At 51.1% G+C, this 13,172-nt stretch carries 12 protein-coding genes; 7 read left to right on the forward strand and 5 right to left on the reverse strand.

Annotated elements, in window-relative coordinates:
- Positions 1-22: 22 nt before the first annotated feature.
- Both ACP3TC_RS21065 and queF read left to right on the forward strand, forming a co-directional pair.
- On the forward strand, positions 23-901 hold the full coding sequence (locus ACP3TC_RS21065) for a queuosine precursor transporter (protein WP_426817196.1): 879 nt from the start codon (positions 23-25) through the stop codon (positions 899-901).
- Positions 885-1,721 (forward strand): NADPH-dependent 7-cyano-7-deazaguanine reductase QueF, encoded by an 837-nt coding sequence (gene queF, locus ACP3TC_RS21070; RefSeq protein WP_426818309.1) that lies wholly within the window; start codon positions 885-887, stop codon positions 1,719-1,721. Before ACP3TC_RS21065 ends, queF begins: the two co-directional genes overlap by 17 nt.
- 47 nt (positions 1,722-1,768) lie before the next feature.
- Here the strand turns inward: queF and ACP3TC_RS21075 are convergent, their stop codons facing one another.
- Entirely contained in the window at positions 1,769-2,353 is a 585-nt protein-coding gene (locus tag ACP3TC_RS21075) for a LysE family translocator (RefSeq protein ID WP_313854873.1), read from the reverse strand.
- A 136-nt stretch (positions 2,354-2,489) separates the two neighbouring features.
- On the opposite strand from ACP3TC_RS21075, the gene ACP3TC_RS21080 reads away from it, so the two are divergent.
- Positions 2,490-3,947, forward strand: coding sequence for a PLP-dependent aminotransferase family protein (locus ACP3TC_RS21080; protein WP_313854872.1), 1,458 nt, complete (start codon positions 2,490-2,492; stop codon positions 3,945-3,947).
- Positions 3,948-3,950: 3 nt separating this feature from the next.
- On the opposite strand, the gene ACP3TC_RS21085 is transcribed toward ACP3TC_RS21080, so the two are convergent.
- The gene (locus tag ACP3TC_RS21085; protein WP_426817197.1) at positions 3,951-4,574 is read right to left on the reverse strand and encodes a glutathione S-transferase family protein; all 624 of its coding nucleotides are present in this window, start codon (positions 4,572-4,574) and stop codon (positions 3,951-3,953) included.
- A gap of 113 nt (positions 4,575-4,687) precedes the next feature.
- Between ACP3TC_RS21085 and ACP3TC_RS21090 the strand changes: the two genes are divergently transcribed.
- Positions 4,688-5,539, forward strand: coding sequence for a PhzF family phenazine biosynthesis protein (locus ACP3TC_RS21090; RefSeq protein WP_313854868.1), 852 nt, complete (start codon positions 4,688-4,690; stop codon positions 5,537-5,539).
- 64 nt (positions 5,540-5,603) lie between these two features.
- On the opposite strand, the gene ACP3TC_RS21095 is transcribed toward ACP3TC_RS21090, so the two are convergent.
- Complete coding sequence (locus tag ACP3TC_RS21095; RefSeq protein WP_426817198.1) at positions 5,604-6,362, reverse strand: SDR family NAD(P)-dependent oxidoreductase; 759 nt, start codon at positions 6,360-6,362, stop codon at positions 5,604-5,606.
- Between the two features lie 116 nt (positions 6,363-6,478).
- On the opposite strand from ACP3TC_RS21095, the gene ACP3TC_RS21100 reads away from it, so the two are divergent.
- The 3 genes from ACP3TC_RS21100 to ACP3TC_RS21110 all read left to right on the forward strand — a co-directional run bounded on the left by ACP3TC_RS21100 (position 6,479) and on the right by ACP3TC_RS21110 (position 10,105).
- Positions 6,479-7,378: a LysR family transcriptional regulator gene (locus tag ACP3TC_RS21100; RefSeq protein ID WP_313854862.1), complete on the forward strand. Its 900-nt coding sequence runs from the start codon at positions 6,479-6,481 to the stop codon at positions 7,376-7,378.
- A gap of 54 nt (positions 7,379-7,432) precedes the next feature.
- On the forward strand, positions 7,433-8,455 hold the full coding sequence (gene yhjD / locus ACP3TC_RS21105; protein ID WP_426817199.1) for an inner membrane protein YhjD: 1,023 nt from the start codon (positions 7,433-7,435) through the stop codon (positions 8,453-8,455).
- A 327-nt stretch (positions 8,456-8,782) separates the two neighbouring features.
- Positions 8,783-10,105 carry an MFS transporter gene (locus ACP3TC_RS21110; protein WP_313854858.1) on the forward strand — a complete coding sequence of 441 codons (1,323 nt, stop codon included), beginning with the start codon at positions 8,783-8,785 and terminating at the stop codon, positions 10,103-10,105.
- Positions 10,106-10,159: 54 nt separating this feature from the next.
- Here the strand turns inward: ACP3TC_RS21110 and ACP3TC_RS21115 are convergent, their stop codons facing one another.
- A complete protein-coding gene (locus ACP3TC_RS21115; protein ID WP_313854857.1) occupies positions 10,160-12,220 on the reverse strand; it encodes an AsmA family protein in 2,061 nt (686 codons plus the stop codon).
- A gap of 62 nt (positions 12,221-12,282) precedes the next feature.
- Entirely contained in the window at positions 12,283-13,056 is a 774-nt protein-coding gene (gene pdeH, locus ACP3TC_RS21120) for a cyclic-guanylate-specific phosphodiesterase (protein WP_313854856.1), read from the reverse strand.
- Positions 13,057-13,172 lie beyond the last annotated feature (116 nt).

Genomic DNA, 13,172 nt, shown 5'->3' on the forward strand with positions numbered 1-13,172 from the left:
AATATTTAAGGATGAATATTAAATGGACTGCAATAAAAAATACAAGCTGCTGGGATTTAGTCGCGCCAATACAATAAAAGCCAATATTATGGTTCTTGCAACGGGCAAGCATATTAATATTGGATTACAAGAATTAGAAAACAGTATAATAACCGATGACTTTAGTCGCAATGAGCTTAAGGCTCTCTATCGTCGTTTATATGGTGATACCAATACTATTACCTCTTACGATCTGACTGATCGACATGAACGATCCTGGTATGCTTATCTAATCATCAGTGTTGCAATGAGTGTGATCTATATTCTCTGTACTATCAGCGGGGTTAAAGCCATTCATATCTCTCTGATTAATTTTGTAGTTCCACCGGCCATTTTCTTTTACCCTTTAACATTTATTTTCGTTGATATCCTTAATGAATTTTTCGGGCTAAGAATGGCCAGAAGAACCATTCTTATCTCTTTTATCGCCAATATCTTATTTGTTACCGGATTATGGGCTACCAGTCTGTTGCCCGGCCTGAGCGAATGGGATCTGAATAAATCCTACAGTGAGTTTGTCGAAAGCATTATCGCCGTGCTGTTTGCATCAAGCTGTGCCTATCTGATTTCAGAAAATATAAACTCCTTACTGTTATGTAAAATAAAAGAGCTGACTAATTCCAGATTTCTGTTTATCCGGGTGATTACCAGTACGGTGATAGCTTCGGCTATAGACAGTATTATATTCTGTACTCTTGCTTTTTATAACGTACTGAGTACAGAAACCATACAAACCATGATTATTTCACAATTTATCATAAAGTTAGCCTACGCCATCATCGGTGTCGGGCCGATCTATGCAGCTCGTGAGTTATTCAGTAGATATATTAACGCACAAAAAAGGAATGCCTGTGAAAAGTAACGAAGGAATCACCCTGCTCGGTAAAAATACTGAATATATTCAGTATTACTCACCCGATTTACTGGAATCTCTGCCAAGAGCTTATGGCCGGGATGAAATTGATATTAAGCCAGACAACTTGCCATTTTCAGGCTTTGATCTCTGGACTGGATTCGAGCTTTCCTGGTTAAATCCGCGCGGTAAGCCGATTGTTGCTATTGCCGAGTTTATTATTCCGGCAACCAGCAGTAATCTGATCGAATCGAAATCTTTTAAACTCTATCTTAATAGTTTTAATCAAAGCAAATTTGATACGCCGGATCATGTTTCGGCAGCACTTAAAAAAGACTTATCCCAGGCCGCCAACGGTCAGGTTAGCGTTAAAATTTATCCTCACCTCAATCATTATCCCTTATTAACCACCTCACTTCCGGGAGAGTGCATTGATCATCTTGACATACAGATCGATGATTATGACTTTAATCCTCAATATCTTTCTGACGCCACTTCCGGCGACTATGTTTATGAGTCACTCTCTTCTAATCTGTTAAAGTCTAATTGTCTGGTGACTAATCAGCCTGACTGGGGAAGCGTTGTAATTAAGTATAAAGGAAACAGGATAGACAGAGAAAAACTATTGCGATATCTGATTTCATTCAGAATGCATAATGAATTTCACGAACAGTGCGTTGAACGAATTTTTAATGATATCAACCATTACTGCCGTCCCGATAAATTAACTGTTTTTGCCAGATATACGCGCAGAGGAGGTTTAGATATTAATCCATTCCGCAGCAATTTTGAAGAAACTCCTGAAGTTCCGCGCTTAATCAGACAGTAAACCAACCTGCCCTCATTTGCGATGAGGGCTTTTTATCAGATGTGCCATTAATATTGCAGCGCCTCAATCAGCATCCATAGTGTGGTAGCCACCAGCGACAACGCCATTACGCTATTAAACAGCTTCAGCTTCCACGGTATTTGCAGATGATGACGTAAACGATCGCCCATCACCGCCCAGACCAGGATACAGGGTAGATTAAGCAGCATAAAACCTGCCATCACGGTTAATACTCCGCTGCTGGCGCTGTACAACAAGGCAACATTGGTCGCCATCAGCCAGGCTTTGGGATTTACTGCCTGAAACAGTGCGCCGCCAATCAGCGTCATGGGCCGACCGTTGGCCCGCATTTCCGGTGCCGATGAGCGAAACAGTTTCCACGACAGCCAGAGCAGATAAGTACAGCCGAGCAAAGTCAGCGGCAAACGCACCTGGCTCATCCAGTGCAGTAACACCTCCAGCAGTAAGCCAGCCAGCATGGTTTGTATCGCACAGCCAACTAAAATACCGAAAACCATTGGCAGCGTCCGCCGCAGGCCAAAGTTAACCCCTGACGTTGCCAGCAACAGGTTATTTGGGCCGGGTGTGATCGACATTACGGTGACATAACTGAAAAATGAGGGATCGAGCATGGTGCACCTGTTTATGAATTATCAGAGCACCAGTGTAAAAACTACTGCATGATGGTAACAGATACACAAAATGACTATTGTATTGAGTACAATCTGACAAATGAACGCATTGTAACCATCAGGTCAGGAGGAAATTGTGTCCATCATCGAACCACAGGAAACGACGCTCTATCATCAGCTGGCCGAAACCTTTGCCACTGCGATTCATCATGGCACTTATCCTCCTGGCAGCCGATTACCGGCGATTCGTCGGGTTGCAGGTTCACATCAGGTTAGCGTCAATACGGTGTTAAATGCCTGGCGGATCCTTGAAGATCGCGGCCTGATAGAAGCGCGACCGCAGTCGGGTTATTTTGTCCGTGGGGTACTGCCGTCCGTGACCAAAGCCAGTAAGCATCGTGCTCAAGTTTCGTCACCGAGTAGTGAAAAACTGGATCTTATTGATACCGTTTTTGCCGCACAAAATCATCCTGACTACACCAATATTTCACTGGCCTGCCCGCAAAATGGCGATTTCTATCCGGCGGCCAGGTTGAGCCGCATTATGGCCTCACTGCTGCGCCGCCAGCCGGGAATGATTGGTCGCTATGCCATGCCGCCTGGCAGCATGCGCCTGCGCCGGGAGGTCGCCAGACGCGCGATGGATTCCGGCATGGCACTGGTTGCTGACGATATTACGCTGACCCACGGCTGTATGGAGGCGCTGCAACTGGCACTACGCGCCCTGACTAAACCGGGAGACTGTGTCGGACTGGAGACTCCGACCTATTTTTTCCTGTTTCCGCTGCTCGCCAGCCTCGGACTAAAATCGATTGAAATTCCCACCGATCCACAGCGTGGACTGTCGCTGGATGCGCTGGAAATGCTGTTAATTGAGAAACGCATCTCGGCGCTGATAGCCATGCCGAACGTGCAGAATCCGCTGGGTTGCAGCATGTCACTGGAAGATAAAAAGCGACTGGCGCAGCTGGTTAATCACTACCAGGTTCCGCTAATTGAAGACGGGTTATACGGCGAGTTACAGTTCTGCACGCCGCTATCACCTGCGGTAAAAGCCTTTGATCGCGATGGCTGGGTGATTTACTGCTCCAGCTTTACCAAAACGCTCGCACCGGATTTCCGTGTCGGCTGGATAGTAGCAGGTCGCTTCAGCGCGGAGATTGCGCGATTAAAAGCGGTGTCATCGATGTCAGAATCGATACTGCTTTCGGAAACGCTGGGGCATTTCCTTGAGTCGGGTGGTTACGATCATCATTTGCGCAGTCTGCGCCGTCGCTATATCAGTCAGCTGGATGAAGCGCGTGGTCTGATTGCTCGCCACTTCCCCCAAGGTACACGCGCCACCCTGCCGCAGGGCGGCTTTGTCTTTTGGGTTGAGCTACCGGGTAATGTCGATGGTATTGCGCTGTTCCACCGTCTGCTCCAGGAGAAAATCTGCGTTACGCCAGGCGCACTCTATACCCTGAGTGAACGCTGTAATAACGCGCTGCGACTCTCCTGTTGCTACCCGTTTGATGAGCGTTACACTTACGCAATTAAACGTACCGGCGCGCTGGCCTGTGAGATGAGCGGCCTGTCGCCGGGCATCGGTTAAATCTCAGGGCGTTCCGTTACGTCCCCAGGTGGCATAGCCGCTGCGCTCGGTCAGACGCTCGTAATAGGCGCGCACCGCGGGCAAACTCGGATGATCCAGCGGCGTCTCATACCAGCGGTTAACCGACAGCCCGACCGGAATATCCGCCAGCGAAAAATGACGCCCCGCAACATAGCGACCGGTTCTTTCCAGCTGTTTATTCAGAATGCCCATGGTGTGCGACCAGCCTTTACAGGCGGCGGCCAGTAACCTTGGGTCCTGATGCGCAGGCGAGTTACGCACCAGCGACATAAATGCATAGCGCCAGGACGTGTTGAGTTCAGTGGCCTGCCAGTCGATCCACTGATCAACCGGCGCACGGGCGCGTGGCTGCTGGGGATAGAGCCATTCGCCGCCATAAGCGTTCGCCAGATAGCGAATAATGGCGTTCGATTCCCACATCACCAGATCACCGTCCTGAATCACCGGAATCATTGCATTCGGATTAAGGGCTAAAAATTCTGCTTCATGAGGCGATTTGAACCCTTCGCCCCACTCTTCACGATGAAAATCGATATCCAGTTCGTCGCACAGCCACAGTACTTTTCTGACGTTAATCGATGACGCTCTTCCCAGAATTTTCAGCATAAAACCGTCACTTTCTCTTAAGGTACATAGTGTTATTCATAAACCCATTGGTTGACGATGGCAATCTCTTCGCAGTAGTAATAGAGCTTATTCGTCAGCATAGCGAGATCTCAATGTCACAATTCATACCGTTTAAACAGGTCGATGTTTTCACCAGTTCTGCTTTTAATGGCAATCCGCTGGCGGTGATTATGCAGGCCGACGGCTTAAGCGATTCACAGATGGCTGATATTGCGCGCTGGACCAATCTGTCGGAAACCACGTTTGTGCTGCCAGCCACTGACGCAGCGGCTGACTATCGCCTGCGCATTTTCACGCCGGATTATGAATTGCCGTTTGCCGGGCACCCGACGCTTGGCAGCGCCCATGCGCTGCTGGAAGCAGGCATTGCGTGTAAAAACGCCGGGCAAATCGTGCAGCAGTGCGGTGTTGGTCTGGTGACGATCAATATTGCCGACGACGGCTCGCTGGCCTTTGCCGCCCCGGCCGCTACTCTGACACCGTACAGTGATGCACTGCTCACGTCGGCGTTAAACAGTGATGCCTTTGATCAACAGCAGCCGGTTATGGTGGCAGATATGGGGATTCGCTGGCTGCTGGTGCCGATGCTTTCTGCGGAGGCGGTACTGGCAATAAAGCCGAATCCGGCAGATCTCGAACGCCTGCAACAACACGCCAACGTCAACGGCGTGATGCCGTTTGGTCCACTGGCCGAAGGGGATGAGCAGTATGAAGTGCGTGGCTTGCTGATTGAGCAGGGATCACTGACGGAAGATCCGGTAACCGGCAGCGCCAATGCCTGTCTCGCTCGCTATTTTCAGCAGCAGGGAAAAAACGATGATTACCGGGTGCGTCAGGGCACGGCGATGCAACGCAATGGCCGAGTGCAGGTCAGCTACAAGAATGATGACATCTGGATTGGTGGCCAGACGGTGACGGTGATTGATGGCACTATCCGGCTTTAATCAACAATGACATCAGTACGGGAGCCGAAAACGGCTCCCGTACGCCAGAGGCATCAATGCCGCCTCAGATAAACATCCCGCCAGACACTTCAATACGTTGCGCATTGATCCAGCCGCTTTCATCACTGAGAATCGCCGCAATCGCATCGCCAATATCATCCGGTAACCCAACGCGCCCCAGCGCAGTTTGTGAAGCGATAAAAGCATTTAACTCGCTGTTATCCCTGACCACGCCACCACCAAAATCAGTTTCAATGGCACCCGGCGCGATAATATTTACCGCAATGCCACGTGCGCCCAGCTCTTTCGCCTGATAACGCGTCAGCACTTCCATCGCGCCTTTCATTGCTGCATACGCGGAGTAGCCCGGCAGGCTGAAGCGCGCCAGCCCACTGGAAACGTTCAGAATACGGCCACCGTTAACCAATAGCGGCAACAACTTTTGCGTCAGGAAAAATGGCCCTTTGAACTGAATATTCACCAGTTGATCGAATTGCGCTTCACTGGTCTCTTCAAACGGAGCGTGAATGCCAATACCCGCATTGTTTAATAAATAATCAAAACTCTCGCGCTGCCACAGCGTTTTTAGCTGATGTCTCACCTCAGTGGCAAAAGCATCAAAGCTGCTGCTGTCCGATATATCCAGTTGAAGCGCCACCGCACGCGCGCCGAGTGCTTCAATCTCCTCAACTACCGCCTGCGCTTCCTGCTGTTTGCTGTGGTAGGTCAAAATGATGTCACTGCTCTTTTTAGCCAGCTTCAGGGCTGCATTCTTACCTAAACCGCGGCTGCCACCGGTGATCAATGCAATTTTACGCGTCATTTTAAGCTCCTCGGAGATAAGTGGGGACGAAAATCAGGATATTCCTCTCGTTTTGATCTATAAACGCCTATAGCTACGTTTCATTGTTTCACTACAGATAACAATCGGTGCACAAAATGGATAAAATTCACGCTATGCAGGTTTTTGTCAGAGTAGCTGAAATGCAGAGTTTCACCCGCGCCGCCGAAAGCCTGGGTCTGCCTAAAGGCAGCGTTTCGCGCCAGTTACAGGCACTGGAAAATCAGATGGGCGTCCGGCTGTTGCATCGCACTACGCGGCGCGTCCAGCTCACCCAGGACGGCATGATCTACTATGAGCGCTGTCGCGACCTGCTGGCGACGCTGGATGAGATGGATTCACTGTTCCAGCACGATCCCGCCACTCTCAGCGGACGGCTGCGGGTGGATATGCCGGTCAGTCTGGCGAGTAATTTTGTTATTCCACGGCTGCCGGAATTTTTACAGCACTATCCGGCGATTGAGCTGGAACTCAGCAGCAGCGACCGGCTGGTTGATGTAATCAGTGAAGGCTTTGATTGTGTGGTGCGCGTCGGTACGCTGAAGGATTCCGGCCTGATCGCCCGTCCGCTCGGACATCTGCCAATGATAAATTGCGCCAGCCCGAACTATCTGACCCGTTTTGGTACGCCGCAAACGTTGGATGATTTGTCACAACATGCGATGGTGCACTACAGCCAGCAGCTGGGTAGCCCACCCGTTGGGTTTGAGTTTTTTGATGGTCAGCGTTGCCATATCATTCAGACCGGGGGCGTAATGACGGTAAACAGTACCGAAACTTATCGCGCAGCCTGCATCGCTGGATTAGGAATTATTCAGGTGCCCCGCGTTGGGGTACAGAGCGAATTAAAAGCGAAAACGCTGCAAGAGGTGCTACCGGCATTTTGCGCCCAGCCGATGCCGGTTTCACTGATTTACCCACACCGGCGTAACCTGGCTCGTCGGGTGCAGGTGTTTATGGAATGGCTGACTCAGGCGATGAAACGCTACGCAGAGTGACAGCCGGGCTATAATTATTATTCAGGCATTTAAAAATAAGGACAAGAGCGGTTAATGACGGACAAGCAAAATCAACCCAACCAACCCCATGAAGTGGCTGAAGAGAAGCCACTGATCTCCATTAAAACCGGTAATAAAACCGTTGATCACTCGATTACTCGCGTGTCACGTTTTGTCAGCTGGTTCCAGGCTATCCCTGCGGTGGCGCATTTTATCCGCGCGGGTGAACGTTTTAACGATCGTCTCGGCAGCCAGTTCGGCGCGGCGATTACCTACTTTTCCTTTTTATCGCTTATCCCGATTTTAATGGTCTCCTTTGCCGCCGTCGGCTTTATTCTCGCCTCGCATCCCACGCTGCTGACCGAACTGATCGATAAAATTGTCAGCAGTATCAGCGATCCGACGCTGGCTCAGACCCTGAAAAATACCGTGAATACGGCAATTCAGCAGCGCACCACCGTCGGCCTGACCGGTTTGTTGATTGCGCTCTATTCCGGGATTAGCTGGATGGGTAATCTGCGCGAGGCGATTCGCGCCCAGTCGCGCGATGTCTGGGAGCGGAATCCCACCGACAAAGAGAAGATTTACTTCAGATATACCCGCGACTTTATTTCGCTTACCGGTTTGGTGCTGGCGCTGATTATTACCCTGTCGCTGACTTCAGTGGCGGGTTCGGCGCAGGCAGCAATTGTCAGTGCCCTTGGTCTTGATCATATTGAATGGTTACGTCCGGCGCTGACGGTGATTGCCCTGTCGATTTCGATATTTGCCAACTATCTGTTGTTCTTATGGATTTTCTGGATTTTGCCGCGCCATAAACCCCGCAAAAAAGCGCTGTTACGCGGCACGTTGCTGGCGGCGATTGGCTTTGAAGTGATTAAATTTATTATGACCCTGACGCTACCAAAACTGGCCTCTTCCCCTTCGGGTGCCGCGTTTGGCTCGGTACTGGGGCTGATGGCGTTCTTCTACTTCTTCGCACGTCTGACGCTGTTTTGCGCCGCGTGGATTGCCACCGCGCAGTACAAAGATGACAAGATAATGCCAGAGTCAGTGACCGACTCAGGCACGCAATAATCGACCGGTGCGCCACACAGACTAGCGGTGGCGCACCGCCTCCACACCGATGAAACGCTGAAAAAACAGTTAAAAATCTCGTCCTGCGGTTGAATTTTGCGCAGTATCCAGCATTAATCGCTGACAGCTAACTTTTATTTAGCCCTTTGCCAGTGATTCCCGCTAAAAAATGGCTCAATCGCCTTGGCATTCGCCAGCAAATATCCATTGATAAAAATTATCGACTTTTCAACCAACAAGGTCCGTTTCGACACCGCCTTTCGCCATTGAATGCGCCATTTGCTGTGCGTAAGATTCCCTTTCACGTATTAAAAATAAGAAACAATTATGCAAGCCTCCATCGCACCAACTCTCGACGCCGAACACGATGCCACACCAGTAAACTCACGCGGAAAAGTGCTGGTCGCTTCGCTGGTCGGCACGGCTATCGAATTCTTCGATTTCTATATTTATGCCACGGCAGCGGTTATCGTCTTCCCGCATATTTTCTTCCCACAGGGCGATGCCACCGTTGCCACGCTACAGTCGCTGGCGACTTTTGCCATTGCCTTTATTGCACGCCCCATTGGTTCTGCGGTGTTTGGCCACTTCGGCGACCGCGTAGGCCGCAAAGCCACGCTGGTTGCTTCGCTACTGACCATGGGTATTTCAACCGTAGTAATTGGCCTGCTGCCCAGCTACGAGACCATTGGCGTATTCGCTCCTCTGCTGCTGGCGCTGGCGCGCTTTGGTCAGGGCCTCGGTCTTGGCGGCGAATGGGGCGGCGCAGCGCTACTGGCAACCGAAAATGCCCCGGCGAAGAAGCGGGCACTGTATGGCTCTTTCCCACAGCTGGGGGCACCGATTGGTTTCTTCTTTGCCAACGGCACCTTCCTGCTGCTCTCATGGCTGTTAAGCGATGAGCAATTTATGGAATGGGGCTGGCGCGTCCCGTTTATTCTCTCGGCGGTGCTGGTGCTGATCGGCCTATATGTCCGCGTATCGCTGCATGAATCGCCGGTGTTCGCCAAAGTACAGAAAGCCAATGCGCAGGTTAAAGTTCCGATTGGCACCCTGTTCAGTAAGCATATGAAGGCAACGATTATCGGCACCTTTATTATGCTGGCGACCTATACGCTGTTTTATATTATGACTGTTTACTCAATGAGTTACGGAACCGCAGCTGAACCAATTGGTCTGGGTTATTCACGTAATAGCTTCCTGTGGATGCTGATGGTGGCAGTCATTGGTTTTGGTATTACCGTGCCAATTGCCGGTGTACTGGCGGATCGCTTTGGCCGTCGTAAAACCATGATTGTGATTACCCTGATGATTATCGCCTTCTCGCTGCTGTTCCCGTCGATGCTGGGTTCAGGTAATCAATGGGTGGTGATGGGCTTTCTGTTGCTGGGTCTGAGTATTATGGGCCTGACTTTTGGCCCAATGGGTGCGCTGCTGCCGGAGCTGTTCCCGACCGAAGTGCGGTATACCGGTGCATCATTCTCCTACAACCTGTCGTCAATTCTTGGCGCTTCAGTGGCACCTTACATCGCCACCTGGCTGGCAACCACCTATGGTCTGTATGCGGTGGGTTTATACCTCGCCGCGATGGCCTGCCTGACGCTGCTGGCGCTGATCGCCTCGAAAGAGACGCGACACCAGACGCTTTGAGGGCATCCCCCCATCACTGAGTGAACAGCCGGACATCGTCCGGCTTTTTTTGGTCTACTTCTTCGACTTCATCTGCTGCAACACATTACTGCACTGATTATCATCACCATCGCTGGTTGAAATCAGTGCCAGCAACGCTGCCGCAGGTGCAACCACCGCGCCCAGTGCCACGGCCGCCGCACCGCGTGCAATCAGTGGGCCGGCTTTCACACCAGCATCCGGATTTTTAAAGGTGCCGCGCACATACAGCGGTGAACGCAGGGTAATAATGCGCATGCCCTTACTTTCCGGATCGATCGACAAATCAAGCCGCTCATTAGCAAAATTGACGGTGCCGGAAATATTAATCACCGCATTTTCAGTATCAAACACAAACAGCCGCGTTGATGCCAGGCCATTGCGTACATTGAGGTCGGCGGCGGCGCAGTTAATGCGCACCTCGTCATCGCCAAACAGTTTGCCGACCAGGTAGTTACCGACGTTGAGTCCGACAATCTCCATCAGGCTGCGGCTGATCAGACCGTCATTCATCAGTAATTTCAAATTACCGTTGCTGGTTGCCAGCAGGTCAGCCACCGAATTGCCGGTACCGCTCAGCGTTGCATCACCGTTCATCTGCCCCAGACTGCTCTGCATCGCCTCCACACCTGGGAAGAGCTGGCGCAGCTTCAGCTTGCGCGCGTGAATATCGGCGCGTCCGCGCATCGGCGTTCTGTCACCTTCTAAATGAATGGTGGAATTCAGGTTGCCACCGGCCATGGCAAACCGCAGCGGATCGAGGCGCAAATCCCCCTTCTTCAACACCAGATGAGTGTAAAGATCGCTTATCGGTAGCGAATTGCTGTGTTCAATACGCTTACCGCTGAACTTCACATCCGCATCCATCACGTCCCAGCTTTTGGTATCGAATTTATCATGCGGTAGTACCCGATCGGCTGGCTGAGAAGAGGCTTCACCGCGTTTTGCCTTCGCCTGTTTGGTTTTCTCACTGCCTTTACCCGAATCGACGCCGATCAGCGGCCCCAAATCAGCCATACGCAGCTGGCGTGACTCAAGTGAACCTTCCAGTTTTGGCCGTGGTTTACCCTGGCTGTAAGTCAGAGTACCGTGAATATCGCTGTCGCCAATCTTGCCGTTAAAGTTCTGATAGCGGAATACCGCGCCGCCTTTTTGCTGGAAACGCGCCTGCAAGCGACCATCGGTTTCATAAGGCGGCGTGTCCGGCAGCAGCACGCCGGTCAGACCATACAGATTGGCCAGCGTATCACCTGAAAAGCGCAGGCGCAGATCAACGCCTCCCAGATTCATCGGGTCCTGCACGATACCCGCAATACGAACGCGAGTGGTGCCATTGCGCACGTCAGCCTGAATCGGGAATGGAGTCGTTTTACTGCGTAAAGAGAGCATGCCGCCGATTTTGCCATCGCCGTTCAACTGCTCATTATTGTAGGTACCGCGCGCTTTCCAGCCGAAAACAAAGTCGGCCGCATTTTCCTGTTTATCGTCACCGCCAGCCAGCTGGCCGTAAGGCACCGGTTTGCCCAGCGGATCAACCAGTATCTGCACTTTGGCTTTATTGATTTCGTCGCGATAGTCGATTTGCCCGCGATCAAACATAATATTATCAAGACGGAATGACCAGGCAGATGGTGTCTGACTGTCATCCTTGTTTTCGCTCTCTGCCAGATTAAACGTCCAGTTATTTTTACCGTCGGCGGTCTGGATCAGTTTGGCATCCGGCTGCTGCAGTTTGATCCACGGAATCCACACCTGCTTACCGATCAGCGCTAACGGTGCCAGCGTGGCATCGACTCGTTGCAGATGCACCATGCTGACTTCAGGAATTTCAGGCGGGTTGCCGAGCATAATATCTTCGGCGTGCACATGCGGCCAGGGTATCCAGCTACGCCAGCCCGGTTCATCACGATTGCGCTGCCAGGCGACACCCAGATCGCCCCGAATAGCGAAGGGTCTGTTTAGCTCCGTCGAGACTTTCTGGTTGATGGTGGGTTTCAGGCGGTTCCAGTCAAAGAAAGCAATAACCAGTACCACAATGATCACCAGCAACAAAAAAATCCCGACGATCCAGCTTATTATTTTCCCACTACGCGACATCTCCAACTCCTTGCTCATCCTTTATCTTTGATTAAAGATAGTAGAGACCAATGAGATCGGCATCAGATCAGTTGCAGAGGAATATCCGTCAGCTGCTCAAACGGTAACGGCCGCGAGAAAAAATAGCCTTGTGCAGCAAAGGCTGAAGAGCTTTGCACCTGCGCCCACTCCTCCGCAGTTTCCACACCTTCAACAATCACCCCCTTACAGTAGCGATTGATTAACGCCAGTAACATCAGAAAAAGATTACGGCCTTCTTCGGTGGCGCGCAGCAGAACAAACAGCTCACGCGCCAGCTTGATGTAGTCATACTTTAATTCGGTCAGTGCAGAAAAATTTGCCATGCCGGAGCCAAAGTCGTCCAGCCACAGTGGGCCAAGTTCAGGCATCTGCGCGACAATCTCTTCCTGTGGTAATACGTGATGCTCAACCAGCTCAAAGCGCACCCACGGCAGCCGGGCAATCAATGCCCGAATGTTGTGGTGATGCTGTATGGCTAATAGCGATGGCCCGTCGATATTGACGGAAGCGACCAGATCACCATCAATAAATTTACTTTCCCACTGGATCAGTAGCTCAAGCTGTTCCTGGACGATATGTAACCGCTGTGAAATATCAAGCGCGGCAAAATAGTCTTCGGGCGATAACCTTTGACTCGGCGCGGCAGGATGAAACACCGCGGTAAGCAACTCAATTGCCATCAAGCGACCAGTGACCTGGTAGATCGGCTGAAAAGTGTACAATCGCTGACACTGTTTCCAGAACAGACGCTCTTCCTGATGTTTTTGCACAACAATTGAGGAAGGAAGCCGATGACTGATTTTTTTCAGCATCATGGTTTACATCCTGGTTATTTGAGATTGCCTCAAATGGCATCCCGCTCAGCAAGTATCGGCACTGGCCTGCATAACTTTACCGGCATTGAAAGCCAGTTTCACACCCTCCAGTTTAT

Origin of the sequence: Winslowiella sp. 2C04, from assembly GCF_050037805.1 — a bacterium.
GTDB lineage: Bacteria > Pseudomonadota > Gammaproteobacteria > Enterobacterales > Enterobacteriaceae > Erwinia > Erwinia toletana_A.

Coding starts and splice junctions, on each gene's coding strand:
- ACP3TC_RS21065 (WP_426817196.1), top strand. CDS start 23: ATGGACTGCAATAAAAAATACAAGCTGCTGGGATTTAGTCGCGCCAAT.
- queF (WP_426818309.1), top strand. CDS start 885: ATGCCTGTGAAAAGTAACGAAGGAATCACCCTGCTCGGTAAAAATACT.
- ACP3TC_RS21075 (WP_313854873.1), bottom strand. CDS start 2,353: ATGCTCGATCCCTCATTTTTCAGTTATGTCACCGTAATGTCGATCACA.
- ACP3TC_RS21085 (WP_426817197.1), bottom strand. CDS start 4,574: ATGCTGAAAATTCTGGGAAGAGCGTCATCGATTAACGTCAGAAAAGTA.
- ACP3TC_RS21090 (WP_313854868.1), top strand. CDS start 4,688: ATGTCACAATTCATACCGTTTAAACAGGTCGATGTTTTCACCAGTTCT.
- ACP3TC_RS21095 (WP_426817198.1), bottom strand. CDS start 6,362: ATGACGCGTAAAATTGCATTGATCACCGGTGGCAGCCGCGGTTTAGGT.
- ACP3TC_RS21100 (WP_313854862.1), top strand. CDS start 6,479: ATGGATAAAATTCACGCTATGCAGGTTTTTGTCAGAGTAGCTGAAATG.
- yhjD (WP_426817199.1), top strand. CDS start 7,433: ATGACGGACAAGCAAAATCAACCCAACCAACCCCATGAAGTGGCTGAA.
- ACP3TC_RS21110 (WP_313854858.1), top strand. CDS start 8,783: ATGCAAGCCTCCATCGCACCAACTCTCGACGCCGAACACGATGCCACA.
- ACP3TC_RS21115 (WP_313854857.1), bottom strand. CDS start 12,220: ATGTCGCGTAGTGGGAAAATAATAAGCTGGATCGTCGGGATTTTTTTG.
- pdeH (WP_313854856.1), bottom strand. CDS start 13,056: ATGATGCTGAAAAAAATCAGTCATCGGCTTCCTTCCTCAATTGTTGTG.